Origin of the sequence: Streptomyces sp. NBC_00647 (genome assembly GCF_045207245.1) — a bacterium.
Lineage (GTDB): Bacteria > Actinomycetota > Actinomycetes > Streptomycetales > Streptomycetaceae > Streptomyces.
On sequence record NZ_CP109040.1, the window covers coordinates 4,198,816 to 4,224,682 of the forward strand.

The 25,867-nt window shown below is 72.7% G+C and carries 23 protein-coding genes and 1 tRNA gene; 14 read left to right on the forward strand and 10 right to left on the reverse strand.

Going from position 1 to position 25,867, the window contains the following annotated elements; genetic code table 11:
• Positions 1 to 135: 135 nt before the first annotated feature.
• Together OG788_RS18320 and OG788_RS18325 are read right to left on the reverse strand one after the other, a co-directional pair.
• On the reverse strand, positions 136 to 1,512 hold the full coding sequence (locus OG788_RS18320) for a sensor histidine kinase (protein WP_406372092.1): 1,377 nt from the start codon (positions 1,510 to 1,512) through the stop codon (positions 136 to 138).
• Entirely contained in the window at positions 1,509 to 2,213 is a 705-nt protein-coding gene (locus OG788_RS18325; RefSeq protein WP_266759091.1) for a response regulator transcription factor, read from the reverse strand. Before OG788_RS18325 ends, OG788_RS18320 begins: the two co-directional genes overlap by 4 nt.
• Positions 2,214 to 2,369: 156 nt before the next feature.
• Between OG788_RS18325 and OG788_RS18330 the strand changes: the two genes are divergently transcribed.
• Positions 2,370 to 2,912 carry a hypothetical protein gene (locus tag OG788_RS18330; protein ID WP_406372094.1) on the forward strand — a complete coding sequence of 181 codons (543 nt, stop codon included), beginning with the start codon at positions 2,370 to 2,372 and terminating at the stop codon, positions 2,910 to 2,912.
• A gap of 84 nt (positions 2,913 to 2,996) precedes the next feature.
• Here the strand turns inward: OG788_RS18330 and OG788_RS18335 are convergent, their stop codons facing one another.
• Complete coding sequence (locus OG788_RS18335) at positions 2,997 to 3,899, reverse strand: spermidine synthase (protein ID WP_406372095.1); 903 nt, start codon at positions 3,897 to 3,899, stop codon at positions 2,997 to 2,999.
• 189 nt (positions 3,900 to 4,088) lie between these two features.
• Positions 4,089 to 4,526: a hypothetical protein gene (locus OG788_RS18340; protein WP_351542048.1), complete on the reverse strand. Its 438-nt coding sequence runs from the start codon at positions 4,524 to 4,526 to the stop codon at positions 4,089 to 4,091.
• Between the two features lie 299 nt (positions 4,527 to 4,825).
• On the opposite strand from OG788_RS18340, the gene OG788_RS18345 reads away from it, so the two are divergent.
• On the forward strand, positions 4,826 to 6,376 hold the full coding sequence (locus OG788_RS18345; RefSeq protein WP_406372097.1) for a hypothetical protein: 1,551 nt from the start codon (positions 4,826 to 4,828) through the stop codon (positions 6,374 to 6,376).
• A gap of 19 nt (positions 6,377 to 6,395) precedes the next feature.
• Here OG788_RS18345 and OG788_RS18350 read toward each other — a convergent pair whose 3' ends face one another.
• On the reverse strand, positions 6,396 to 6,992 hold the full coding sequence (locus OG788_RS18350; RefSeq protein ID WP_406372098.1) for a histidine phosphatase family protein: 597 nt from the start codon (positions 6,990 to 6,992) through the stop codon (positions 6,396 to 6,398).
• Positions 6,993 to 7,243: 251 nt separating this feature from the next.
• Between OG788_RS18350 and OG788_RS18355 the strand changes: the two genes are divergently transcribed.
• The 7 genes from OG788_RS18355 (at position 7,244) to OG788_RS18385 (ending at position 13,865) form a co-directional block, all read left to right on the forward strand.
• Entirely contained in the window at positions 7,244 to 8,245 is a 1,002-nt protein-coding gene (locus OG788_RS18355; RefSeq protein WP_406372100.1) for a phosphatase PAP2 family protein, read from the forward strand.
• On the forward strand, positions 8,196 to 9,446 hold the full coding sequence (locus OG788_RS18360) for a hypothetical protein (protein WP_406372102.1): 1,251 nt from the start codon (positions 8,196 to 8,198) through the stop codon (positions 9,444 to 9,446). Before OG788_RS18355 ends, OG788_RS18360 begins: the two co-directional genes overlap by 50 nt.
• The gene (locus OG788_RS18365; RefSeq protein ID WP_406372104.1) at positions 9,437 to 11,032 is read left to right on the forward strand and encodes a hypothetical protein; all 1,596 of its coding nucleotides are present in this window, start codon (positions 9,437 to 9,439) and stop codon (positions 11,030 to 11,032) included. The genes OG788_RS18360 and OG788_RS18365 overlap by 10 nt, the downstream gene beginning before the upstream one ends.
• Complete coding sequence (locus tag OG788_RS18370) at positions 11,029 to 12,363, forward strand: AAA domain-containing protein (RefSeq protein ID WP_406372106.1); 1,335 nt, start codon at positions 11,029 to 11,031, stop codon at positions 12,361 to 12,363. The genes OG788_RS18365 and OG788_RS18370 overlap by 4 nt, the downstream gene beginning before the upstream one ends.
• Before the next feature lie 143 nt (positions 12,364 to 12,506).
• The gene (locus OG788_RS18375; protein ID WP_351542041.1) at positions 12,507 to 12,884 is read left to right on the forward strand and encodes a hypothetical protein; all 378 of its coding nucleotides are present in this window, start codon (positions 12,507 to 12,509) and stop codon (positions 12,882 to 12,884) included.
• Positions 12,885 to 13,090: 206 nt separating this feature from the next.
• A complete protein-coding gene (locus OG788_RS18380) occupies positions 13,091 to 13,801 on the forward strand; it encodes a bifunctional DNA primase/polymerase (RefSeq protein WP_406372108.1) in 711 nt (236 codons plus the stop codon).
• Positions 13,792 to 13,865, forward strand: a tRNA-Lys gene (locus OG788_RS18385). The genes OG788_RS18380 and OG788_RS18385 overlap by 10 nt, the downstream gene beginning before the upstream one ends.
• Before the next feature lie 290 nt (positions 13,866 to 14,155).
• Here OG788_RS18385 and OG788_RS18390 read toward each other — a convergent pair.
• The gene (locus OG788_RS18390; RefSeq protein WP_406372110.1) at positions 14,156 to 15,697 is read right to left on the reverse strand and encodes a M6 family metalloprotease domain-containing protein; all 1,542 of its coding nucleotides are present in this window, start codon (positions 15,695 to 15,697) and stop codon (positions 14,156 to 14,158) included.
• Between the two features lie 324 nt (positions 15,698 to 16,021).
• Between OG788_RS18390 and OG788_RS18395 the strand changes: the two genes are divergently transcribed.
• Positions 16,022 to 17,950, forward strand: a complete 1,929-nt coding sequence (locus OG788_RS18395; protein WP_406372112.1) for a putative bifunctional diguanylate cyclase/phosphodiesterase — start codon at positions 16,022 to 16,024, stop codon at positions 17,948 to 17,950.
• Positions 17,951 to 17,984: 34 nt separating this feature from the next.
• Here the strand turns inward: OG788_RS18395 and OG788_RS18400 are convergent, their stop codons facing one another.
• From OG788_RS18400 to OG788_RS18410, 3 genes are all read right to left on the reverse strand, one after another.
• Positions 17,985 to 19,100 carry an LLM class flavin-dependent oxidoreductase gene (locus OG788_RS18400; protein ID WP_351542038.1) on the reverse strand — a complete coding sequence of 372 codons (1,116 nt, stop codon included), beginning with the start codon at positions 19,098 to 19,100 and terminating at the stop codon, positions 17,985 to 17,987.
• A gap of 355 nt (positions 19,101 to 19,455) precedes the next feature.
• Positions 19,456 to 20,187 carry a decarboxylase gene (locus OG788_RS18405; RefSeq protein WP_406372113.1) on the reverse strand — a complete coding sequence of 244 codons (732 nt, stop codon included), beginning with the start codon at positions 20,185 to 20,187 and terminating at the stop codon, positions 19,456 to 19,458.
• Complete coding sequence (locus tag OG788_RS18410) at positions 20,184 to 20,963, reverse strand: aspartate/glutamate racemase family protein (protein WP_351542036.1); 780 nt, start codon at positions 20,961 to 20,963, stop codon at positions 20,184 to 20,186. Before OG788_RS18410 ends, OG788_RS18405 begins: the two co-directional genes overlap by 4 nt.
• 203 nt (positions 20,964 to 21,166) lie before the next feature.
• On the opposite strand from OG788_RS18410, the gene OG788_RS18415 reads away from it, so the two are divergent.
• Positions 21,167 to 22,150 carry a D-2-hydroxyacid dehydrogenase gene (locus OG788_RS18415; protein WP_406372115.1) on the forward strand — a complete coding sequence of 328 codons (984 nt, stop codon included), beginning with the start codon at positions 21,167 to 21,169 and terminating at the stop codon, positions 22,148 to 22,150.
• Positions 22,151 to 22,169: 19 nt separating this feature from the next.
• Positions 22,170 to 23,615, forward strand: coding sequence for an amidase (locus OG788_RS18420; protein WP_406372117.1), 1,446 nt, complete (start codon positions 22,170 to 22,172; stop codon positions 23,613 to 23,615).
• Here OG788_RS18420 and OG788_RS18425 read toward each other — a convergent pair.
• Positions 23,596 to 24,090 carry a DUF3830 family protein gene (locus OG788_RS18425; protein ID WP_406372119.1) on the reverse strand — a complete coding sequence of 165 codons (495 nt, stop codon included), beginning with the start codon at positions 24,088 to 24,090 and terminating at the stop codon, positions 23,596 to 23,598. The genes OG788_RS18420 and OG788_RS18425 overlap by 20 nt on opposite strands.
• A 97-nt stretch (positions 24,091 to 24,187) precedes the next feature.
• Between OG788_RS18425 and ehuB the strand changes: the two genes are divergently transcribed.
• Complete coding sequence (ehuB, locus tag OG788_RS18430; RefSeq protein ID WP_406372120.1) at positions 24,188 to 25,117, forward strand: ectoine/hydroxyectoine ABC transporter substrate-binding protein EhuB; 930 nt, start codon at positions 24,188 to 24,190, stop codon at positions 25,115 to 25,117.
• Positions 25,114 to 25,851, forward strand: coding sequence for an ectoine/hydroxyectoine ABC transporter permease subunit EhuC (gene ehuC / locus OG788_RS18435; protein ID WP_406372122.1), 738 nt, complete (start codon positions 25,114 to 25,116; stop codon positions 25,849 to 25,851). The genes ehuB and ehuC overlap by 4 nt, the downstream gene beginning before the upstream one ends.
• The last annotated feature ends 16 nt before the right edge of the window (positions 25,852 to 25,867 follow it).

Sequence of the window (25,867 nt, forward strand, 5' to 3'; positions counted from 1 at the left end):
AGCGATCCGGAATCGGTCAAACCGGTTCATCCGGACGGAGGTTGAGGATCTTAGGGTGCGCTTAAGGAAGGCATCGGGAGCGGTTAAAGGTCGAGACCAATGTGGGCGGATTGGCGCCACGTGGCGCCCCCCCGCTCAGCTCACGCCCACGCCGCGCCTCCGGCGCCGTACGCTGCCCCGGTGCCCGCGCCGGACCGGTGCCCTTCCGTCCAGCTGGATCCAGATACGCACCTCGGTTCCGCCCAGCACGGAGGACCCGATCCGTACGTCACCGCCCGTCGACTCCGCGAGCCGGCGCACGATGTCCAGGCCGAGGCCCGTCGACCCGTCGCTGCCCGAGCCCCTTCCGCGCGCCATCGCGGCGACCGGGTCCACGATGCCCGGGCCGGCGTCCGACACCAGCATGATCACGGCGTCCTCGGGGTTGTGCACGTCGACCGCGAAGGCCGTGCCCTCGGGGGTGTGCCGGAAGACATTGCCGAGCAGGGCGTCGAGCGCGGCGGCGAGGTCGGCGCGGGCCACGGGTATGCGGACCGGCCGGTCCACACCGGCCACCCGCACCTTGCGGCCCTCGTCCTCCGCGAGCGCCGACCAGAAGTCCATGCGCTCACGGACGACTTCGGACGCGTCGCACCCGGCGCCGACACCGATCGCCGCGGTCTGCGGCTTGGCCTCCCGCGCCGTCCGGATGATCGTGTCGACCTCGCGCTCCAGTTGCGCGACGGCGGCCCGGGTCTGCTCGGCGGCCGGCCCGTCGCCGAGCGAGGCGGTGTTGAGGCGGAGCACGGTCAGCGGCGTACGCAGGCGGTGCGAGAGGTCAGCGGCCAGTTCCCGCTCGTTGGCGAGCAGTTGGACGACCTGGTCGGCCATGGAGTTGAAGGCGACGGCTGCCAGCCGCAGTTCGGTCGGCCCTTCCTCGGGCACGCGGGAGCCCAGCTGTCCCTCGCCCAGTTCGTGCGCGCTCTCGGCGAGACGCTGCGCGGGCTGCACCACCCGCACGCCCAGCCGGTCGGCGACCGCGACGGAGCCGATGACGAGGGCGACGCCGACCGCGGCGAGGACCGCCCACGCCGTCCCGACGCCGTTGCTGACCTCGGCCTCGGGGACGTACACCTCGACGACGGCGATCTCACCGGAGCTGAGCGCGATGGGCTGGAGCAGCGTGGAGCCGCCGGGCACCTCCGTGGTGGAGGCCCGGCCCAGCCTGCGGGTCATGGCGATGTCCTTGCCCGCGGCGCGCTGCTTGCCGATCTCGACCGCGGGACTGCCGTCGGCGGCGGGTATGTGCACGCCCATCCCCGCGTCCGAGCCGGCCGAGGCGACGACGCGCTCCAGCTCGTCCCGGTCGGTGGTGATGGAGAGCGCGGGCGCGACGGCGGCGGCCTCCCGCTCGGCGTTCGAGAACGCCCGGTCCCGCGCCATCTCCTTGATCACCAGGCCGAGCGGGACCGCGAAGGCGATCACGACCATCGTCGTCACCGCCACGCACACCTTGACCAGCGCCCACCTCATAGCGGCCGCTCCGCTCTCGGCGGTTCCAGCTTCACGCCGACGCCCCGCAGGGTGTGCAGATAGCGCGGTCGCGCCGCCGTCTCCCCCAACTTCCGGCGCAGCCAGGACAGATGGACGTCGATGGTCTGGTCGTCGCCGTACGCCTGCTGCCAGACCTCGGCGAGCAGTTCCTTGCGCGGCACGACGACGCCGGGGCGCCCGGCCAGGAAGGCGAGCAGGTCGAACTCGCGCCGGGTGAGGTCGAGTCGTACACCGTCCAGTTCCGCCTGGCGTCGCAGCGGGTCGATGGCGAGCCCGCCGACGCGGATGACCGTCGACGGAGGCGCGTCGCCCGCGCTCGTGCGCGCACGGCGCAGCACCGCCGCCATCCGCGCGGACAGGTGCTCGACCGAGAACGGCTTGGTCAGGTAGTCGTCCGCGCCGTCGTTCAGCAGTCGGACGATCTCCGCCTCGTCGTCCCGCGCGGTGGCGATGATCACCGGGACGTCGGTGATCCCGCGCAGCATCTTCAGCGCCTCGGACCCGTCCAGATCGGGCAGTCCGAGGTCGAGGATCACGACGTCGAAGGAAAAATGGGCGACCTCGCGCAGCGCCTCCAGGGCGGTGCCGACGCTGCGCACGATGTGCGCGGCCTCGGTCAGATGCCGGATGAGGGCCGAGCGTACGAACTGATCGTCCTCGACAACGAGCACACTTGCCATGGGCGGCACCGTACGCCATCCGGGCGATGCCGTCCGGTGCCTGTGGACAACCTCCGACGGGCACCTGTGGACAATCACGGCCCGCCCGCTGTGGACAACTCGGCTCTGGGCAGGGCCATGAGACACCCGTGGGGCTCGTGGTGCAGTATGGCCGCGATGCGCAGAGGACTCGTACACGTACTCGCGTGGTCGCTCGCCACGGGCGCGGCGGTCACGCTGTCGTGGTGGGGTGTCCACACCGTGATGACGGGGACCGCATACGACCCTCCGCGGGCCCTGCCCATCACGGCGGCCGGGGCGACGACGCAGGAGCCGAAACCACTGGCCTCCTCGACGCGGCGGGCCGAGCCGTCCAGGAGCGCGTCGGACAGGCCTTCCACGAGCGCGAAGGCGAGCGCGACGCCCTCGCGAAGCGCGTCCCCGAGCAGCAGCTCCTCGGCGACCTCCCCGACGCCGGCGGCCTCCCCGCCGCCCTCCGGACAGGTCAAGAGCTACGACACCGAAGGCGGCCGGGTGGTCTTCGACATCGGCAGCGCCTACGCGACATTGGTGTCCGCGACGCCGAACACGAGCTGGTCGATGCAGGTGTGGAAGACGGAGTCGTGGATCCGCGTGGAGTTCAGCTCGGGCGCGGACCGGGTCTCGGTGTTCTGCACCTGGCACGACGGGCCGCCGCACGTGGAGATCGGGACGTACTGACCGCCGTACTCGGCGGACGGACGGGCCGGCGGGTCGCCCCGCGGACACGGCCGGTGCGGGCGGCCCGGGCGCGCTGACGCCGGGTCAGCGGAACACCGACGGCGGCGGTGCAGGCGACGCCACCGCCACCGCGTCCGTGACCGGGGACGCGCCGCCCGTGAAGTCCAGGAGCTCCCTGCCGTGTTCGACCCGGGCGGGATGCGGGTCGGAGGCGGCGCGGCGGGTCAGTTCGGCGATCGGCAGCGGCCGGCCGGAGGCGACGAGGACCGCGTTCCCGAAGCGTTTGCCGCGCAGCACCGTCGGGTCGGCGACCAGGGCGAGTTCGGGGAAGACGGAGGCCACGGTGGCGATCTGGCCCCGGAGATGGGCGAGCGGAGGTCCGTCGGCGAGGTTCGCGGCGTAGATCCCGGAGTCCTTCACCGCCCGGCGGACCTCCGTGACGAACTCGACGGACGTCAGGTGGGCGGGCGTGCGCGCGCCGCTGAACACGTCCGCGACGACCAGGTCCGCCCAGCCGTCGGGCACCTTGGCGAGACCCTCCCGGGCGTCCGTGGAACGCACCCTGATCCGGGCGTTCGGATCCAACGGAACTTCCCGGCGCACCAGTTGCACGAGGGCCGCGTCGCGTTCGACGACCTGCTGGGTGGACCGGGGGCGGGTGGCGGCGGTGTAGCGGGCGAGCGTCATGGCGCCGCCGCCGAGGTGCACGACGTGCACGGGCTTGCCGGGCGGGGCGACGAGGTCGATGACGTGGCCGAGGCGGCGCTGGTACTCGAAGCTCAGAAAGGAGGGGTCGTCGAGGTCGACGTGGGACTGCGGCGCACCGTCGATGAGCAGGGTCCAGGCGCGCGCCCGGTCGCGGTCCGGCAGCAGCTCGGCGAGCCCGCCGTCGACGGCCTCGACGACCGCCTCGGCCGCCTGCCCGCGCCGCCCGCCCCGCCCCGTGTCGCGGCCGTCGTCCACCCGCTGATTCTTCGCCCTCGCCATCCCGCCATTATCGGGGCGCGGGGGCGGGTCGGCTCAGCGACCGATCGCCAGGGCTCCCCGACGGGCGACGACAGGGTTCACCGGCGTCGTTCCCGAGGCCCGATCCCGCCGCCCAGGGCGTCGATGAGGGCGGTCACCGGCCGCCGCCCGACGTCCGCCGGGTCACCGCCCGACGTCCGCCCGGCGAGCTCACCGGCAGCCGTCCGCCGCCTCGATCAGCCGTGCCGCCTCGCCCAGCGCGGCCCGCAGCACCGCCGGGTCGGTGGCGAGATCCGCCTCGCCGGGCGGGAGCAGCCAGTCCGAGCCCTCGACCGGGGGCTCGGGGGCCATCCGCAGGCCTCGGCCGTCGGTCTGGGTACAGGTGCTGCCGGGAACGTCCCAGGCGTCGGCGGTGCCGGGCGGCACCAGGAAGCCGAGGGTGTCGCATCCGTCGTCGTGCAGGACCGGCCCCACGGCCTCGCCCGCGCCACGGCGCAGGATGTCGACCGCCTCCAGTCCCTGGCGTGCCGGAACGGTCACCAGCTCGCACGCGGTGACCGGCCGCAGCGGGACGCCGCCTTCCTGGGACGGTCCGTGCTGCGCTGCCGACGGTGGTGTAGGGAACTCGGTGCTCTGTCTGATCTGCATCCCGGCCTCCAACGGAACCCCTCCTCATGACGAGTGGGTCGGGAGTTCGGGCGGCTCCCGGTCCACCGGGTTCAACGCGGCAGGACGTCAACGGCTACGGCGAAACTCCGCCACAAAGGATGGCAGTTCATGGCAGATCGTGGATGAGATATCCGGTTTGTAGCCAAACCCAGCGTGGTGGCGTTGTCACAGCAGGTACGTTCTTGCCCCGCCGGACGCAGGGCACCTACTGGGCACAACCCGGTCAACTCGCCCCGCTTTCCGGCATGGTTCGACGGTTCGCAAGAGAGGGCCCGGCCATGGCGTCGTCAACGGTGACCTCGTCCCCGTCCCCCCGGCCACCGCGGCCGAATCTCGCTTTCCGGCGGTTGCGCGGCCAGCGCTCCCCGGGCGAGTTCGCCGCGGCGGTGCGGCGGGCCGCGCGCGAGATCGGCGAGCGGGTCAGCTGCGACGCGCGCTACATCGGGCGCGTCGAGGCGGGCGAGATCCGCTGTCCCAACTACGCGTACGAGCGGGTGTTCCTGCACATGTTCCCCGGCCGCACGCTGACCGACCTCGGTTTCGCGCCCCGCTCATGGGTACGCGGACGCGGGGCGCGCGACATGGACGAGGCACCCCTCGCGCACTCCACGAACCCTTCGCATGCCCCCTATGAGACGGGCGGGGCGTACGAGACGTATGAGACGCCGGACCCGCATCACCTCCCGGCGCCGTACACCGCGCACCATCCGCACGACCCGCTCGATCCGCTCGATCCGTACGACCCGCACCGCTCGTGCGACCCGTACGACACGTACGAGAAACGCGATCAGAACCACGAGGAGAGCGACGTGCAGCGTCGCGCATTCATGACGGGAGGCACCGCCACCGTGGCGGCTGCCTCGATGGGACCTTTCACGGGTGCTTTCGGCGGCAGCGCCGCGGCCGCCGAACGACGCGTCCACCGGGCGGGTACGTCCGAGGCGGGCACCCTCGAAGAGGCCGTCCGCAAGATCCGGCTGCTCGACGACCGGCACGGGGCCGACGGGCTCTACCGGCGCGCCGCGGCACCGCTGCGCACGGCGTACGCGCTGCTCGACGCGGGCACCACCCGGCAGGCCACCGCCGACCGGCTGTACGCCGGCGCGGGCGAACTGGCCATCTCGGTGGGCTGGCTGGCACACGACTCCGGGCGCTTCGACGACGCGCGCTCGCACTACGCGGAGGCCCTCGCGACCGCCCGGATGGCGGGCGACCCGGGCCTGGAGGCCCACGCCTTCTGCAACACGGCGTTCCTGGCGCGCGACGCGGGGCGCCCCCGCGAGGCCGTGCGCGCGGCCCAGGCGGCACAGCGCGCCGCCCGGCCCCTGGGCTCCCCGCGCCTGCTCTCGCTGCTCGCGCTGCGCGAGGCGGGCGGCTGGGCCGGACTCGCCGACCGCAAGGGGTGCGAGCAGGCGATGGCGCGCGCGCAGGCCCTCTACGAGCGGGGTCCCTCGGAGACGGACCCCGAGTGGATGACCTTCTACGGAGAGGCCGAACTGGAAGGTCTCGAGGCGCAGTGCTGGTCGACGCTGGGCGACTGGCCCCGGGCGGCCCGCCACGCACGCCGCGCCGCCCACCTCCAGGACCCGCATTTCACCCGCAACATCGCCCTGTACACCGCGGAACTCGCCGACGACCTGGCCCGTGGCGGCCGCCCCGACGAGGCCGCCGCCGCCGGTCTGCGCGTCCTGGACCTGCTGAACGAGGTCCAGTCCTCCCGCATCCAGACCATGCTGGCGGCGACGGCCCGCGTTCTGCTCCCGCACCGCAGGGCCTCGGGCGTCTCCGCGTTCCTCGACCGCCACGCGAGCCTGCCGCGCACGGCGTGAGGGATGCCGCGAACGCCGGTCAGGCGCTCAGGTGCCCGCAGTCGTTCCACACTTCGATCGCGGGCTCCTCGTAGGCCCAGCCGAGCACCGACAGAGAGGTCGGGTTGAGGCGGATGCGGGCCGCGAAGTCCAGTGGAAGGCCCAGCCAGCGGGCGCCTATGGAACGCAGGATGTGGCCGTGCGCGAAGATCAGGAGATCGCGGTCCGCCGAGCGTGCCCAGGAGACGACCTCGTCCGCGCGCGCGGTGACCTGCTCCAGCGTCTCCCCCTCGGGGACACCGTCGCGCCAGATGAACCAGCCCGGGCGGATTCCCTGGATCTCCGCCGGGGTCATGCCCTCGTAGGCGCCGTAGTCCCACTCCATGAGCGTGTCCCAGGTGGTCGCGCGCTCCCCGAAACCGGCGAGTTCGCACGTGTCCCGCGCGCGCGAGAGCGGGCTGGTGCGCACCTCGACACCGGAGAGCCCGTCGAACGGCGCCCGGTGGAGCCGCTCACCCAGCAGCTTGGCGCCGCGCCGGCCCTCTTCCAGGAGTGGGATGTCGGTCCTGCCGGTGTGCTTTCCGGACAGCGACCATTCCGTCTGTCCGTGCCGGGCCAGCAGGATGCGCGGTGCCATGAAGAGGAGCCTTTCCGGAACGGGCGGCACGAGTGAGGGGTCGGCTCACTCGATGACGACTGAGGAGTGGGTCACTCCATCATCGCTCACCCCCGCCCGGGGCAACCCGGGGGGCGATCTCCGCGTCTTTGAGGACCGGGGGCGCCCCGTCGGGGCATTCGCGTTCATCGTAAAATCCGGTTGGCCACGGACCGTCGTCAGCAGACTGCGTACTGTCGGGCCACCACAAACAGATGGGGGAGGGCGATCGGATGCCGCAGACCGACGCACCGCGTACCGAAGCGGCGCCACGCGCCCGGTTGCGCCGGTGGACGGAGCTGCGCGCGTCCGCGGCGGCATCCGCCCGGCTCCGCTGGTGGACCGAGCTCCCGCTGATCCTGCTCGTGTACGCGTCCTACTCGGCGGGCCGGCTGCTCGCCCGGGGCGATTCCGCCGGCGCGGTCGGTCACGGACTCGAGATCCTGCGCATCGAGAAGGTCCTCCACCTCAACGCGGAACACCCGCTGAACCGGCTGTTCACGCGTCAGGCCTGGCTGGGCGTCCCCGCCGACTTCTGGTACGCGTCGCTGCACTACCTGGTGACGCCCGCGATCCTGATCTGGCTCTTCCGCTCCCGGACCGTGCGCTACCGCGCGGCCCGCACATGGCTGATGACCTCCACTTTCCTGGGCCTGATCGGCTTCACCCTGCTGCCGACCTGCCCGCCCCGGCTGCTGTCGTCCGGCCACGGCTTCGTCGACACGATGGCCCAGTACAGCGATTACGGCTGGTGGGGCGGCGAGGCGAGCGCGCCGCGCGGTCTGGGCGGGATGACGAACCAGTACGCGGCGATGCCGAGCCTGCACGTGGGCTGGGCGCTGTGGTGCGGAGTGATGCTGTGGCGCTACGGCCGCACGCCCGCCGCCAAGGTCGCCGGTGTCGTGTATCCGCTGGTCACCACGATCGTGGTGATGGGCACGGCGAACCACTACTTCCTGGACGCCGTCGCGGGCGCCGCGGTCATGGGGGCCGGACTGCTGCTGACCCCGTTCGTGATGCGCACGGCGAACCGCCTGCGGACCGTCCTGGCGGTCCGCGCCCCCTGGGTCGCGGGTGCCTCCCGGGGCGAGGGTTCCGCGATTGTCAGTGCGGGATGCCAGACTTCCACGGGTGAACGAATTCCCCGACAGCGCGAGTCCCGAACCGGGCCGGGAGCCGAGCCGGGTGCCTCTCCCACGGACGCGGGGGACGGCGCTGCGGCAGCAGCTCGCTGAGCTGCGCGGTCCGGACGTCGCACCGAAGCCGCTCGACGCGCGCGCCCTCGCGGCGCTCGCCGCCAACCCCGGGTGCGACCGCCGCGCCCTGCTGGACGGCGCGGGTGTCGACAAGGCGAAGCTGGCGAGCGCGCTCGGCGCGCCGTCCGCGTTCGGGATGTCGCAGTTCGCGTTCATGCGGGGCAACGCGTTCGAGGCGCGGGTCAAGGCCGACGGCGGTGCCGAGCTGCTGCGGCTGGTGCACGAGAAGCTGGATCCCGGCGCCGAACCGCCCGGCTCGGGTGCGGTGCCCGACCTCAGCGCGATCGGACCCGAGGGACGCGCGAAGCGTACGGAGCTGGCGCTGCGCGAGGCCACCGAGGCGGGCTCCTGGACCCTGCTCGACCACCCCATGCTCGCCCTGGACGTCGCGGGCTCCGCCGCTTTCCTGGAGCCGGACGCCGTGGTCGTCCACCCGGACGGCGACTGGACGGTCGTCGAGATCAAGTCGTTCCCCATGCTGGACGGTTCGGCCGACCCGGCCAAGGTGGGCGCCGCCGCCCGGCAGTCCGCGGTGTACGTCCTCGCCCTGGAGGAGGTCGCCGCCCGCCTCGATCCCGCCCCCGCGGTCCGCCACCGCGTCCTCCTGGTCTGCCCCAAGGACTTCTCCAACCTCCCGACCGCCTCGGCCGTCGACGTCCGCAAGCAGCGGGCGGTCACCCGCCGCCAGCTCGACCGGCTCACCCGCGTCGAGGACATCGCGGCCGCCCTCCCCGAGGGCAGCTGCTTCTCCCCCGGCCTTCCCGCAGAGGAACTGATCACCGCCGTCGAGGCGGTCCCCGCGACCTACGCGCCCGAGTGCCTGTCCGCCTGCGAGCTGGCCTTCCACTGCCGCGCCCGTTCGCGCGCCGAGGGTGCGGTGACGTCCCTGGGCCGCTCACTGCGCGCGGAGCTGGGCGGCCTGACGACCGTCACGGACGTACTGGCGGCGGCCCACGGGGAGGCCGGCGACCCCGGGGACCCGGCCGTCGCGGCGCTCAGGAGAGCGGCGCTGCTGCGGGCGGAGGCCCTGAGCGGCACGGTTCCGGAGGCCCGCACCTGGAAGGCCGGGGTGGGGCAGAGTCAGGCGTCCGGCACCCCGGGGCCCGTGGGCGGCGACGTCCCGGTGCCGGTGCCGGTGGCCGGCGTGTCGGACGGACGGGAGGCCAGCGCATGTCGCTGATCGCCACCCTCGCCCGGCTGGAGGCCGTCGAGAGCGGCCGGGCACAGCCCGCCGCCACCGTGCTCCACCGCCATCTCACCGAACGGCCGCTGGTGTTCGTGCCGCTCACCACCGCCGGTGAGGCGGGAGCCCCGCTCGGCGCGCTGGTCGGCACGGACCGGGAGGCGCCCCGGCTGCTGGTCGTCCCGCAGCCCCGCGACCGCGACCTGCGCTTCGCGTTCCTCGCCGAGCTGGCGGACGTCGTCCTGCCGTACATCGACACGTACGCGGACATGGTCGAGGCGGCCGAGCGCAGCGAGACCGACCCGGAGACCGGCAAGCGCGTCAAGGTCGAGGTCGAGCTGTGCGCGGACGCTCCGCAGCTGATCGTGCCGGGCCGGGCGGGTATCGAGTTCGTCCGCCTTCTCGGGCGCTCCACGCGCTTTCGCCGCACCGCCGAGCAGGATCCCGAGACCCCGCATCCGGCGCCGCCCCGGGTGCCGTTGTTCGGCCGCTGGCTGACCCACTTCGGCGAGCGAGCCCGGGTGCCCGGCTCGGCCCTGCTCCTCGCCCTCACCGACGTCGTGTCCCGGCACTGGGCGACCGGGCAGAGCAGTCTGGAGGACCAGCATCTCGGCGCGCTGCTCGCCTGGATCGACCCGCCGGACGGCGAGCCGGGCGCCGAGGCCGCGGTGCGGGCCGAGCTCCAGCGGGACGCACGGGGCCAGCTCGTCTGCCCGCCCGCCGGACCCGCCACCGATCCCGCCTTCGACAACCAGCTGCTGGCCCCCGCCATCGAGCGCTACGACCGCGCGCGCACGGCGCTGGCCGCCGCCGAGGACGGCATCGAGGCGGACGACAGGCTCGGCGAACTCACCGCCGCGGAGCGCGAGATCCGCGCTCTCGTCGAGCGCGTCGCACGGCCCACCTGGGACGCGGTCTGGCACGGGCTCGACCTGCTGCGGGCGCTGCCGGAAGGGGCGCACGCCGCCGACCGGTGGACCCGCGACCGCTGGTCGTTCACCGGACACCGTGACCGGGTCGTGGCGGGCGAGCCGCCGCAGCCGCGCCGCGACGACGCGGTCACCGCCGCGAACAAGCTGGCCACGCGCGAGCGCGAACAGGCCCGACTGGAAGCCCAGGAGGCCCTGGACGACCCGCTGGTCATGGCGGGCCGGCGGCTCGCCGGGGAGGCGTTCGCGGGAGAGGTCACCGATGTCGTGATGGCGTACAGCGAGGGCAAGCGGCCGAGCCCCCGCCCGCTGGTGACCGTCCGCACGGACGACCGACCGCATCTGGGGGAACGGGCCAAGGTGTACCGCTCGCTGGGCGGGAAGCCGCAGGCAGCGGAGTTCGTGGCGGCCGAGGACGACGGCGCGGCCCTGGTGCTGCGGATCGTCGACAAGATGGGGCGCGGCAAGGAACCCGAGGCCGGGTCCGTGCCGGAGAAGGGGGACCTCGTCTGCTTCACCCTCTTCGAGCACGAACAGCGGGGCGGCGCCAAGCTGCCCGACCCGGAGGAGACACCGTGGACGCACGGAGGGCCGCCGGGTGAGCCCGACGCCCTGCCGCTGCCGGACCCGGTGACCGAGGAGGACGTCCTGTGACCGCCGTCTTCGACCCGGGTGCCGAGGCCGGCCGCGCAACCGACGCGATTCTGCGCGACACCCTGCACGGCACCGACCGCGGCGTCGTGGTCGACTCCCCACCGGGCGCCGGCAAGTCGACCCTCGTCGTCCGGGCCGCACTCGAACTGGCTTCCGCCGGGCGCCCGTTGATGGTGATCGCGCAGACCAACGCCCAGGTCGACGATCTGGTGCTGCGGCTCGCGGAGAAGGCCCCGGAGCTGCCCGTGGGGCGGCTGCACAGCAGCGACTCCGACCCGTACGACAAGGCACTCGACGGCCTGGACCAGGTGCGCAAGTCGACGAAGGCGGCCGACCTGGCGGGGCTCGACGTCGTCATCTCCACCGCCGCGAAGTGGGCCCACGTCAAGGGCGTCGAGCCGTGGCGGCACGCGATCGTCGACGAGGCGTACCAGATGCGCTCGGACGCGCTGCTCGCCGTCGCCGGGCTCTTCGAGCGGGCGCTGTTCGTGGGCGATCCGGGGCAGTTGGACCCGTTCGCGATCGTCGGTTCGGAGCAGTGGGCGGGTCTGTCGTACGACCCGTCGGCGTCCGCGGTGACCACCCTGCTGGCGCACAATCCGCAGCTGCCGCAGCACCGGCTTCCGGTGTCCTGGCGGCTGCCCGCGTCGGCGGCGCCCTTGGTCTCGCACGCCTTCTATCCGTACACGCCGTTCCGCAGCGGCACCGGCCACGGCGACCGACGGCTGAACTTCGGTGTCCCCTCGGACGGTTCGGGGACCGACCGGGTCATCGACGAGGCGGCCGAGTCCGGCTGGGGGCTGCTGGAGCTGCCCGCCCGGCACACACCGCGTACGGACCCGGAGGCGGTGCGCGCGGTGGCCGCGGTCGTACGACGGCTGCTCGACCGGGGTGGGGCGGCCACGTCGGAGCGGGCGGAGGAACCGGTGCCGCTGACGGCCGACCGGATCGCCGTCGGCACGGCGCACCGTGACCAGGCCGCGGCCGTACGGGCGGCGCTGACCGCCCTCGGTGTCGCGGACGTCACCGTCGACACGGCCAACCGGCTCCAGGGGCGGGAGTTCGACGTCACGGTCGTCCTGCATCCGCTGTCGGGGCGGCCGGACGCCACGGCGTTCCATCTGGAGACGGGGCGGCTGTGCGTGCTCGCGTCCCGGCACCGGCACGCGTGCATCGTGGTCTGCCGGGAAGGCGTCACCGAACTGCTGGACGACCATCCGTCGACCGAGCCGGTGCAGCTGGGAGTCACCGTGAAATTCCCGGACGGTTGGGAGGCCAATCACGCGGTGTTGTCCCATCTGGCGGAGCATCGGGTGGCGTGGCGGCCCTGAGCCCCGCTCCGGGCACACCGGGCCGGCGGAATCCCGGCCGAGGGGGCGCACTCGGCCCTTCGGGCCCACTTGCGCGAGCGGGGGAGAATGGACGGTGGCCCTTTACCGAGAGGGCCCCCTGAACCGTACGAGGAGGAGAAGACATGGCGGAGCCCACGCCGCGTCGGAACGAACCGCGGCTACGCCCCGCGCCCCTGCTCTTCGAGCCCGCGGAGGCCGCGGGGGATCCGGAGCACTTCTTCGACCTGGAGTCGATCGACGATCCGCGCGCGCTGCTGGACCGGGCCACGGAGCTGACGCACGCCTTCCGTGCCGCCGCGGACCGGGCGGTCGAGTTCCAGGCGATCGCCGCCGCGCAGCTCGCCGATCCGCGCCGCTTCGACCGGCTGACCGCCGCCTCGATCGCCGAGCGGGCCGAGTGGACCGAGGACTACGCGAAGAAGATGGTCGAGTTCGGCCAGGACCTGCTTCGGGGCGCGGAGGGCAACGGGCACGGTCACGGTGTGACCGACCCGAGCTGACCCTCGTGCCCGGGACCGGGAGCGGGCTTCATACCGGCAGCGGCTCGAGACCGGCAGCGGGAGGGTTCCGCTCCCGTCTGCCCAGGCCCTCGCGGCACCCCCGTGGCATATGCCAGCCGGGCAAGATACTCCACCTCACCCGGTCCTGTCCCGGTTTCCGGCAACCCTCCGGGACGGCGTGCTCACCACCGGTAGATGTACTCGGCATGAGCAGCACACGGAACCCGGCAAGCAGCACCCCCCACAGCCCCGGAGCGCCGTTTCCCGAGCGGCTGGACGTCTCGGGTGTCACTTCCGAGGGAGCCGCCTGGCTCGCCTCGGCGGGACCGTATCCGCGCAGCGCGCTGGCCCTGTGGAGCGAGCGGCCGAGCGCCCCGGTCGTCCTGCCCTGCGGCAGCACCTTCGACGTCGTCAGCGCGCCGGCGCTCTTCGGCCGACGGATGCTCGACCGGCTCTGGGACGACGGACCGGGCTCGGGTCCGGTGGCGGCGTACCGCGGGCGGATGCTGCTGTTCGCCGCGCCCGGCACCGCCCAGCGGCTCCCCTCGCTGATGGAGTGGGAGGAGTGGGGCTCGGGCGCCTCCGCGGGGCATCAGGACGGGGAGCGCGAGGCCGAAGGGCGGGGCGGGCACGTGGGGCGGTGCCGGGAGGTGCCGCCGCTGCTCTGCCACGGCACGGGGGACGCGGTCACCGTGCCCGCGCTGAACGCCGACGGCGGCGGGCCGGACACCGTCCGGCCCGATTCGCGCTGGCTGGTCGCCCCCGACACGCGGCAGCCCTGGCTTCCCGGCCCCGAGATCCTGCTCTGGGCGGCCGTACGGGCGGCCCGTGCGGCGGCGTCGGCGGCGGTGCGGATATCGATTTTTCCTCCCGCCGATCAGGATGCTAAGGTCTACGACGTCAGCAGGCGCCGCTAGCTCAGTTGGTTAGAGCAGCTGACTCTTAATCAGCGGGTCCGGGGTTCGAGTCCCTGGCGGCGCACGCCAACGAGAGCGGGATGATTCGCGGAAACGCGAGCATCCCGCTCTCGTCGTTTCCGCCCACTTCGGCCCGCGCCTCGCCCTCCTCGCACCGCCCGCGTCGCCCCTTCCCCTCGCCGCGCTCGTCCGCGTCGCCCCCTCTCACCCCTTTCGTCGCCCCGCCCCTTCGCGCCGTCCGCCTCGCGCTCCCGTTCCCGTCGACCGGCCCCTCGCCCCGCCCGACGCTCCCCTCCCTCCCCGCCTCCCGCCTCCCGTCCCCTCCCAAGGACCGGTGCCCCGGCCCCGCGGGGCTCAGCCTGTCGTGATCTTGACCGTCCAGGCTCCCGACACCGTCCGGTCCTCCACCTCGACGCGGACCTTCGCGCCCGGCACCGTGAAGCTCTCGCCGAGGCCCACCGGCGCGTCCGCGAGAGGCGGGTACACCGAGTCCTCCCAGCAGGCCTCGGTACGGGGGTGGGCGTCGAGGACCTGGATGGGACCGCTGCCCGACTCGGTCTGGCTGCGGACCCGGTAGACGAGGATGCCCTGCGTGCACGTCGCGTCGTCGTTGCCCGCCGAGCCGCGCGCCTCGAAGGCGAGCGCGCTGTCCGGGCCCGTCTGGACCACCGCCAGTTTGGTACCCCGGCCGGAGCCGAAGCTCTGCGAGCCGGGGAGGGCCGCGACGCCCACGCCGTTCGGGGACGTCGCCGCGCCCGGGCCGCGCGAGGGCGCCCGGGGCCCGTACGTGGCCGCCTCCGACCCGCGCGAGGACGCCAAGCGCTGATGCCAGGACGTCCGCGGCCCGCTCGGCGCGGCCGAGGCGGACGTCGGCACCGCAGCGGCCGGCACCCCGGCGGCCGGCGCCCCGCCGGCCCGCGCGCCCGCCGCGGCACTCACGGGACCGGCACCCAGCGGCTCCAGCGTCAGCCGGGTGACGCCGGAGCCCTGCACGCACGCCACCTGATGCGATTCCAGCCAGCCCAGCCGCCACTTGTGCCAGCCGAAGAGGTCGGGCGACAGCCCGAACTGGCTGCCCATGAGGTCCCAGTCACCCACATAGGTGTCCCAGTCGCCCTTGCCGTCGGAGGGGCGGTGGTAGAGGTCGGGCAGGTCGAAGACATGACCGGTCTCGTGCGCGAGCACGAGACGGTCCGGCGGGTGCTTCTCGAAGACCGTGACGACGCGGCGGATGTCCTTGCCGTCCGCGTGCAGGGGCGCGTCCAGATTGACGACCTTCGTGGCGTCCGAGTCGACACCCGGCGCGTCCGGGTCGGCGACGAAGTAGACGACGTCGTAGCGCGAGAAGTCGACCCGCGGGTCGGCCACCGCGAGGGCGTCGCGCAGATAGGCGGCACGGTCGGAGGCGTCCCAGTCGCGCTGTATGGCGTACGACGTGGAGGGGTGCGGCATCTGGATCCAGGCGCGCTGCGGATGCGGGCGGACCGTGAACCTGCCGTACGAGGCACGCTCGAAGAAGCGGCTGGTGGCCGGGAAGTAGTCGCCGGTCAGCTCGGCGGGCGTGGTGCGCGGAGTGGAGTCGGGGAAGGACAGGAAGACCATCACCGCGTCGAGGGGACGGGTGGGGCGCACATAGGCGGAGTTCCAGGTGTCGACGCCCTCCGAGTGGTGCGCATCGGTCCGCGTCAGGGCGCAGGGGGTCGCCAGGGGTTCGGCGAGCGCGGGGCCCGGCACCAGGGAGGTCGCGGCGAGCGCGGTCATCGAGGTGAACACGGCCGCGGTGCTGCGCCAGCGGGGCGCCCCGTCACGGGCGAGACCGCGCAGGGCCTCACGAGCGAGAGCCCTCAAGGGGAGCGGACGCGGCACGTCGACCTCCGGATGCGGATTTCGGGACACCGCACCCAGCCTGATTCAATTTGTACTACTTTGCCTTGTTTGTCTGCACCGGAAGAGTGAGAGGGCGTGCACCCCGACACCCCCGGACCTTCACGGAACGTCACATGCGGTCGGCGGGGGAAGGAACCCGTCCAGATACAGGCAGAAACGATCTGTCAGAACGGGTGGTTGTTCCGGGACACTGGACAGTGGCTGCACCGTCCGGAAGGCAGCCTCTATGATCGGCACACTTTCCTGCACCGACACGGCTTGTGCGGCCGTCCATCACCGGCCGACCACCCCGAGAGACCCATACGAAGAACGAGTGCACTGCGGGAGCGAGCGGTGAGCGGAACGTCCGAAGGGCCGGCGCCCGCGGGAGACCTCGTCCGGCCGACCGTCACAAAGCGTCACGTCGACACGTCTCCTCGTACGTCCGTCGGCGTCACTCCCGTCCCACCCGCCCCTTCCGTATCGCCCGTGACACCGGGGCCACCTCCCGGGGAGTCCGCGCCCGCCGCGGTTCCCGACGGAACGTCACCCCACACCTTCCACGCGGCCTTCGCCACCGCTCCCCTCGCCATGGCCGTCGTGGACCGCGAGGGTCTCGTCGTCACGGCCAACGAGTCGCTGGGCACTCTGCTCGGCGCCGAGACGCGGACGTTCACCGGACGGATCGCGGCCGACCTGGTGGACCTCGCCTCCGACACCCGCACCTGGCACGCGTACCGCGAGGTGCTGGGCGGCCGGCAGGCGCGGCTGCGCTGCACCCGCCGGCTCAAGCACCCCGACGGCCATGCGATCTGGGTGCAGGTCACGGTCGCGCCGCTGCCCCCGCAGGAGCGGGCGGTCCTGATCTCGGTCGCGGACATCGGCGCCCGGCGTGAACTCCAGGCCCGGCTGCGTCACTTGCAGATGCACGACCCGGTGACCCGGCTGCCCAACCGCACACTGTTCTTCGAGCGCCTGTCGGCGGCTCTGGAGACGGAGGCGTACGAGGAGGGCGGCACCGGCCGGATCGGGCTCTGCTATCTGGACCTGGACGGGTTCAAGGCGGTCAACGACACCCTCGGCCACCGGGTCGGGGACCGGCTGCTCGCCGCCGTCGCCGAACGTCTGACGCGTTGCGCGGACGAGGCCGGCCAGACGAGGGCGACCACTCCCCTGGTGGCGCGGCTGGGAGGGGACGAGTTCGCCCTGCTCGTCGAGGACTCCACGGGCACCGACCAGTTGGCGGACCTCGCCGAGTCCGTGCTGAAGGCACTCCAGGCGCCCTTCGACCTGTCGGGACAGCGACTGTCGCTGTCGGCGTCCATCGGGGTCGTCGAGCGGCGCGCCACCGGCACGACCGCGACGGGTCTGATGCAGGCCGCTGACACGACGCTGTACTGGGCGAAGGCGGACGGCAAGGGCCGCTGGACGCTCTTCGACCCGGAGCGCAACGCGCACCGCATGACCCGCCAGGCCCTGTCGTCCACCCTCCGCGCGGCCGTCGAGCGGGGTGAATTCGCCCTGGAGTACCAGCCGTTGGTCGGCATGGAGGACGGCGGCGTGCACGGGGTCGAGGCGCTCGTCCGCTGGAACCACCCGCGGTTCGGGATGCTGACGCCGAATCGGTTCATCGGACTGGCCGAGGAGAACGGTTCGATCGTCCAGCTCGGCCGCTGGGTGCTGGCCACCGCCTGCCGGCAGGCCCGCCGCTGGCAGCTCGACCATCCGGACGCCCCGCCGATCTTCGTCAGCGTCAACGTCGCCGTGCGTCAGGTCTGGGACTCCGATCTGGTGGCGGACGTGGCGGAGATCCTGGCGGAGACCGGACTGGCCCCCCATCTCCTCCAGTTGGAGCTGACGGAGTCGGCGGTGATGGGCTCGGCGGGCCGGCCGCTCCAGGCCCTCCAGGCCCTCAGCGACATGGGCGTGCGCATCGCGATCGACGACTTCGGCACCGGCTACTCCAACCTCGCCTACCTGAGCAGGCTTCCGGTGTCCGTGCTGAAGCTGGACGGCTCCTTCGTCCGCGGCTTCCAGTACGAGAACGCCGACGGCTCGTCCGCCCACCCCAACCCCGCCGACGAGGTCATCGTCGAGGCGCTCATCCAACTCGCCCACCGGCTGGGCCTGACCGTCACCGCCGAGTGCGTGGAGACCGCCTCGCAGGCGTCCCGGCTGCGCGGGATCGGCTGCGACACCGGCCAGGGCTGGCTGTACTCCCGGCCGGTGGCGCCGGACCGCATCTCCGCGCTGCTGATGTCGACCGCCTGCCCCCGGACCTGAGTGCCGCGGTTCTCCGGGCCGAGCGCCCCGGCCCTCAGAGCCGAGCGCCCTGCGCCTTCGGCAACCCGTAGGCGTCCGCGATCAGTTCGTACGAGCGCAGACGTACGTCGCCGCTGTGCGCGTTGCCCGTGATCATCAACTCGTCGGCGCCGGTGCGCTTCTGGAGGTCGTCGAGGCCGGCGCGGACCTCGTCGGCGGTGCCGTGGATGACGTTGGAGTTCCACGAGTCGATGAACTCCCGCTCCATCGGGCTGAATTCATAGGCCTCCGCCTCCTCCGGGGTCGGCACGAGACCCGGGCGGCCGGTACGCAGACGAACCATGTTCAGGGCGGCGGCCAGCACCTGGCGGCGGGCCTCCTTCTCGTCGTCCGTGGCGAGGGCGGAGACGCCGATCAGGGCGTACGGGGCGTCGAGGACCGCGCTCGGCCGGAAGGAGTCACGGTAGAGATCGAGTGCCGGGACCGTGTTCTGCGCCGAGAAGTGGTGCGCGAAGGCGAACGGCAGGCCGAGGGATCCGGCGAGACGGGCGCTGAAGCCGGAGGAGCCGAGCAGCCAGACCGGGGGCCGGTGCGGGGACTGGACCCCGCCCGGCGACGTCGACTGGACGGGCCCGGGAACGGCGTGGATACGGGCGTAGGGGTGGCCGTCGGGGAAGTCGTCGTCCAGGAAGCGGATGAGTTCCGCGAGCTGCTCGGGGAAGTCGTCGGCGCCCTCGTTCAGGCGCTGGGTGCGGCGCAGCGCCGCGGCCGTCGCGCCGTCCGTGCCGGGGGCGCGGCCGAGGCCCAGGTCGACACGGCCCGGGGCCATCGCCTCGAGCGTGCCGAACTGTTCCGCGATGACCAGCGGGGCGTGGTTGGGGAGCATCACTCCGCCGGAGCCCAGCCGGATGCGGTCCGTGTGAGCGGCCAGGTGGGCCAGGATCACCGCGGGCGAGGAGCTGGCCACGCCGGGCATCGAGTGGTGTTCGGCCACCCAGTAGCGGTGGAAGCCGCGTGATTCCGCGAGGCGGGCGATGCCGACGCTGGTGCGGAGGGCGTCGGTCGCGGTGCGGCCCGCGCCCACGGTGACCAGGTCCAGCACGGAGAGGGGTACGGGGGCGGTGCCCTGTGCCGTGCCTCGGATCTCGCCCGTCTCGGCCGTCTCGTCCACCGGGGTGCCTCCTGTTGCGTACGCGTTGGTGTCCTCCGCGTACGAACAGGAGGGTGACTCCGGTTATTCCCCGGCGCGGGAGCCCGGCCGGGCCTGTGAGGTTCCCCGGGCGGGGGCTCGCCTCAGGCAGGCGCGTCCCTGGCAGGGGCTCTCCTCGTGGGGAGCTTCCCCCCGGAGTGAGGCTGGGGGCGACTTGTTTCGCCCCCTCCGCCCCTGCCCGTCCCGTACCCGGGGGCTCTCCGCCCCGGACCCCGCTCCTCAGACGCCGGAGGGGCTGGATCCTGCCCCAGGGTCTGGGTATCGCCTGACGGCATGGTCTTGCCCCAGGGCCGGATTGTCCTGGAGGGGATGGATCTCACGCCTGCACGATGGGTTCCCTCGTGAAAAGGGTGCCTAGTTCCGGGGCGTTCACTCGGCGGTCGGTCAGGCGCAGGGCCTCCCAGACCGAGACCTGGTTCGCCGTGAGGACCGGCTTGGCCAGGTCCTTCTCCAGGGCCGGCAGGTGGGACGCGGTGTGCAGGGCCGTGTCGGGGAGGAGGATCGCGTCGGCGTCCGGGCGGTCCGCCGCACGGGCCAGCGCGAGGACCCGGTCGTAGTCCCAGCCGGCGACCTCGGCGGCGGTGACGACACCGGAGCCGCGCACCGCCACCACCTCCGTGCCGGCCTCCTTCAGGAACGCGGCGAAGAGCGCGGCCACGTCGTCGGGGTAGGTCGCCCCGACGGCGACCCGGGTGGCCCCGATCTCCCGCGCCGCGTGCGCGAAGGCGAAGGACGTCGAGGAGGCGGGCAGGCCGGCCGCCATGGCGAGGCCGCGGACCTGCTCGTGGGCACCCTGCAGGCCGTACACGAAGCTGCCGCTCGTACACGCCCAGACCACGGCCTCCGCACCGGCCAGGCGCAGCTCCTCGACACCCGCCTCGAGGCGGTGCGCCGAGCCCATTTCGAGGAGCGCGTCCACGCGGTGGGCGTCCTCCCCGATGTCCGTGTGGACGACGGTCAGGCGGACGTCGCTGCCGAGCAGCTGCTCGATGCGGGGGTAGTCGTCCTCGGCCGAGTGGCCCGGGTAGAGGAATCCGAGAGAGGTCATGCCCAACCTTCCTGTTCTTCGGGCAGTACGGGCCCCCGGCGCGCGGCCGGATCGATCAGCCGCTGATAAGGGCCCACCGCCCGGGTACCCAGTTGACGGAGCGCCGCCCACATCGTCACCTGGTTGGCCGAGATCACCGGGATCCGCAGTTCGGCCTCCAACTGGGGGATGACGTCGTACGTCGGAAGGTTGGTGCAGCTGATGAAGAGGGCGTCCGCCGCGCCGCGTGCCGCCCGGCGGGCCATGTCGGCCACATCGCGGTACGGGACTTTCCAGATGTGCCTGGTCAGGCCCATGAAGGCGCGCTCCGTGACGGTGATGCCAGCCTCCGCGAGGTACTCCTCCAGGGATGTGGTGACCGAGATCGTGTACGGGGTGACCAGGGCGATCCGGCGGGCGCCGAGCTCCTCCAGGGCGTCGAGGAGGGCGCCGGAGGTGGTCAGCGAGGGAAGCGCGCCCGCCCGGGTCATGGCCTCGCACATCGCCCGTTCCCCGGCGACCCCGCCGACGAAACTGCCGGAGGTGCAGGCGTACGCGACGACCTCGGGCGCGACCGCGTTCAGGGCGCGGACCGCGTCGCCGAGCGTCTCGTGCTCGGAGACCAGGCGGGCCAGGTCGAGGCCGACCTCGACCGGCACGAACGGGGTGCGGGTCAGGTGCAGGGAGACGTCGTCGGGGACCCACCGCCACAGCTCGCGGTCGAGGGCGAAGTCGAACGGAGCGACGACGCCGACCCCGCGCTGCGGATACGGACCGCCGAGAAAGGAAACGTCCATGGCAGGCACCGGCCTCACGAAGGGAAACAGGCGGGCAACGGACCGTATGCGGGCCCGTGTTGACGAAGGTAGGTTCGGGTGCGAGCGTGGTCAATCCGCGCATCTCAGACGGCTCGGGCCGGCTGCGCCCGCACGTCTCCCCGGTCATTTCGCCTCAGGATCCACCAGAAAAGCGGACTCGCATTGCGAAACGGTTTCGCCCGATGAACGCCCGTATGTCCCCTGGCCCGCCCCACCCGTCGGCCCCCGTCACCCTGCTCGTCCTGGACGCCGACCCGCTCCCCCGCCTCGGCCGGCTCACCGGTCGTGTACGGATCGAGCACGCCGACGCGTCCACGCTCGCGGAGCGGCTGCCGCACGCGGACGCGCTGCTCGTGTGGGACTTCACCTCGCACGCCGTGCGCCACGCCTGGCCGGGCGAGGGGCCGCGGCCGCGCTGGGTGCACACCGCCAGCGCGGGTGTGGACCATCTGATGTGCCCCGAGCTCGCCGCCTCCGACACGGTGGTGACCAACGCGCGCGGAGTCTTCGACCGGCCGATCGCGGAGTACGTCGCGGCCCTGGTGCTCGCCATGGCGAAGGACCTGCCACGGACCTGGAACCTGCAGCGGAGCCACCAGTGGCGGCACCGGGAGTCGCAGCGTGTGGCCGGGACCCGGGCCTGCGTGGTGGGGTCCGGGCCGATCGGGCGGGCGATCGTCCGCACCCTCAAGGCGCTCGATGTCACCACCGCCCTGGTGGGGCGTACCCCGCGCACCGGTGTCCACGGTCCGGAGGAGCTGGACCGGCTGATGGCGCGCGCCGACTGGGTGGTGTCCGCGGCACCGCTCACCGAGGAGACGCGCGGCATGTTCGACGCGCGGCGCTTCGGGATGATGCAGCCCTCGGCCCGCTTCATCAACGTCGGGCGCGGGCAGCTCGTCGTGGAGGAGGCGCTCGCCGAAGCGCTGTCGAAACGGTGGATCGCGGGCGCCGCCCTCGATGTCTTCCAGCACGAACCGCTCGGCCCCGACAGCCCGTTGTGGGTGGTCCCGGGCCTGATCGTGTCACCGCACATGAGCGGGGACACGGTCGGCTGGCGGGACGAACTGGGCACGCAGTTCGTGGAGTTGTACGAACGCTGGGCCGCGGGCAAGCCGCTGTCGAACGTGGTCGACAAGAAGCGCGGGTACGTACCCGGACACTGAACTGCCTTGGGAGGGGCCGATGCCGGAACTCACCGAGCTGACCGCGGTACAACTCGTCGACGGGTACCGCAAGGGCGAATTCGGCCCCGAGGAGGCCACGCGCGCCGCCCTGGAGCGGGCCGAGCGCGTCCAGCCGGCCGTGAACGCCTTCGTCGGTCTCCTCGCGGACGAGGCGCTGGCCCGGGCACGGGAGTCGGCGGACCGCTGGCGGCGGGGCGAGCCCACCGGCCTGCTGGACGGCGTGCCCGTCACCGTGAAGGACATCCTGCTGCTGCGCGGGCATCCGACGCTGCGCGGCTCCAGGACCACGAGTGCGCGTGGCCGTTGGGACGAGGACGCGCCGTCCGTGGCCCGGCTGCGGGAGCACGGCGCGGTGTTCCTCGGCAAGACGACGACGCCCGAGTTCGGCTGGAAGGGCGTCACGGACTCGCCGTTGTCGGGGGTGACGCGCAATCCGTACGACGTCACGCGCACCGCGGGCGGCTCCAGCGGGGGCAGCGCGGCGGCCGTGGCGCTGGGCGCGGGCCCGCTGTCGCTCGGCACGGACGGCGGCGGCAGCGTCCGTATCCCGGCCGCGTTCTGCGGGATCTTCGGGCTGAAGCCGACGTACGGCAGGGTTCCGCTGTATCCGGCCAGTGCCTTCGGGACGCTCGCGCACGTGGGCCCGATGACCCGGGACGCGGCCGACGCGGCGCTGATGCTGGACGTGATCGGCACGCCGGACGCCCGCGACTGGTCCGCGCTGGGGCCGGCCGGCGGCTCCTTCGTGGACGCCCTCGGCGATGGGGTACGGGGTCTGCGGGTCGCCTATTCACCCTCGCTCGGCGGACAGGTCGCGGTCTCCCCGGCCGTCGCGCGGGCGGTGCGGCGAGCGGTGGAGCGGCTCGCGGGCCTGGGCGCGCATGTCACCGAGGCCGACCCCGACTTCGCCGATCCGGTGGACGCCTTCCACACCCTGTGGTTCAGCGGGGCGGCCCGGGTGACCCAGCGCCTGGGCCCCGAGCAGCGCGCCCTCCTCGATCCGGGGCTGCTCGAGATCTGCGGCCGGGGCGCCCGCCTCAGCGCGCTGGACTATCTCGCAGCGACGGATGTCCGGATGGCGCTCGGCCGCCGGATGGGCCTGTTCCACACCTCGTACGACCTGCTGGTCACGCCCACCCTGCCGCTGACGGCCTTCGAGGCGGGCGCCGAGGTCCCGGCCCGGTCGGGCCTGCGCCGCTGGACGGGCTGGACCCCGTTCACGTACCCCTTCAACCTGACGCAGCAGCCCGCGGCGACGGTCCCGGTCGGGATGGACGGCGACGGTCTGCCGGTCGGCCTGCAGATCGTCGCCGCCCGGCACCGGGACGACCTCGTCCTGCGGACGGCGCACGCGCTGTACGAGGCGGGAGCCGCCGGGACGGCACCTCCGGCGCCGCCGCTCCCGGACGCCGGTGCGCCGGGTTCTACGCCCGCCGGAAGCTGAGCGTCTCCCCCGCGGCACCCGAGCGCCAGAGGTCGTTGCAGGCCTCGGCCATCGCGTCGAGGCCGTCGACCACCTGGCCCCAGACGATGCCCGGGACCCAGCCCACGTCTCCGTTGAGGAGCAGGTTGTTGCGCTCGTAGAACAGGGCGAGGTCGACGACGGTGGTGCCGGGACGGACGTCGGTGTCGTACCCGTAGGCCCGCGTACCCAGTTCCGTGCCCGCGAAGGCGAAATAGCAGAGGTCTCCGGGAATAGGAGTCACTGTCGGATTTTCCAGCGGTGGCTCCGATGTCGCGAAAGGGGGGAAGAGCGCGTAGATCTCATTGCGCGCGTATTTCGCGTGATAGACGTCGCCGCTCAGCGGGAGCGCCTCCCACACCGCCGCGCAGGTGATCGGCGCACGGTCGTCGAGGAGTTTCGCGGTGCAGTGCACATCGCGCTCGACCAGCGAGACTTCGATGAATCGATCAGCCATGCACTCCATGGTCCCCCGGCGGTCAAGAGCGCACCGGGCGCGCATGGGGCCGGAATCGGTCCGAATACATCGCATGGTCCCGGGTAGCCGCGCGGCCATGGCTCCACCACTTGGGAAAGCACGTGGGAACGCACGTGGAAATGACAGACACCCGTCCGGGACGACCCGCCGGTCGCTGCTCGCGGGGGTCGCGGCGCTCGGTGCGCTCGGCGCGGCCGGCTGCAGTCGCGTGGCCACGGCGTCGGCGACGGACGGCGGTGATCTCCTCGACCGGCTGAAGGCACAGGGCGTCGTCCGCCTCGGTATCGCGGGCGAGATCCCGTTCGGCTACATCGACCGGGACGGCGAACTGACCGGCGAGGCACCGGAACTCGCGAAGGCCGTCTTCAAACGACTGGGCGTCGACCGTGTCCAGCCGGTGCCGACCGAGTTCGGCTCGCTCATACCCGGGCTCAACTCGCAGCAGTTCGACGTCGTGTCCGCCGGGATGTACATCAACGCCGAGCGCTGCGAGCAGGTCATCTTCGCCGACCCCGACTACCAGATGCTCGACGCGTTCATCGTGCGCAAGGGCAATCCGAAGGGGCTGCACGACTACAAGGACGTCGTGGCGAAGAAGGCCAAGTTCGCTACGGGGACCGGCTACGCGGAGATCCAGTACGCGGTCGAGGCCGGGTACGAGGAGAGCGACATCCTGATCGTGCCCGACCAGGTCGCCGGGCTGAACGCCGTCGAGGCGGGGCGCGCCGACGTCTTCGCGGGGACCGCGCTGACCGTCCGCGAGGTGGTGAAGAAGTCCGCCAAGGCCGAGAGCACGAAGCCCTTCGCACCCCTGGTCAAGGGCAAGCCGCACGTCGACGGCGGCGGCTTCGCGTTCCGTTCGCCGGAGACGCGGCTGCGGGACGCCTTCAACGTCGAGCTGCGGAAGATGAAGGCGAACGGCGAACTCTTCCGCATCCTGCGGCCGTTCGGCTTCACCAAGGCCGAGATGACCGACATGACCGCGAAGGAGCTGTGCCGCGGATGACATCGGGACTCTGGGAACTCGTCCTCGAAGGGATCTGGGTCACCGTCCAACTGCTGTTCTTCAGCGCTCTGTTGGCCGGCGCCATGTCCTTCCTGGCCGGTATCGCGCGCACCTCGCGACGGTGGGTCGTCCGCTTCCTCGCGGGCTTCTACACCGAGGTGTTCCGCGGAACGTCCGCACTGATCATGATCTTCTGGGTGTACTTCGTGCTGCCCCTCGCCTTCGGCTGGCAGCTCGTCCCGTTGTGGGCGGGCACGCTGGCGCTGGGGCTGACGTACGGGGCGTACGGCTCCGAGATCGTGCGCGGCGCGCTGATCGCGGTCGATCCGGCGCAGCGCGAGGGCGGTATCGCGCTCAGCTTCACGCCCTGGCAGCGGATGCGGCTGATCCTGCTGCCGCAGGCGGTGCCGGAGATGATCCCGTCCTTCTGCAACCTGCTGATCGAGCTGCTCAAGGGCACGGCGCTGGTCTCCGTGATGGGCATGGGTGATCTGACGTTCAGCGCCAACCTGGTGCGGCTCGCGCTCCAGCAGAGCGCGGAGGTCTACACGTACGTCCTGCTCATCTACTTCTTCATCGCCTTCCTGCTCACCCGGCTGATGCGCGGGCTGGAGAAGCGGCTCAAGGCCGGGATCGGCAAGGAGCCCCGGAGCGACGCCGTGGCGCGTGCGCAGAAGCGGGCCCTGACGACGGGCGTGGGCGCCGGTGCCGCCGCGGGCGGAGGTGACGCATGAGCGTCATGGACCCGAT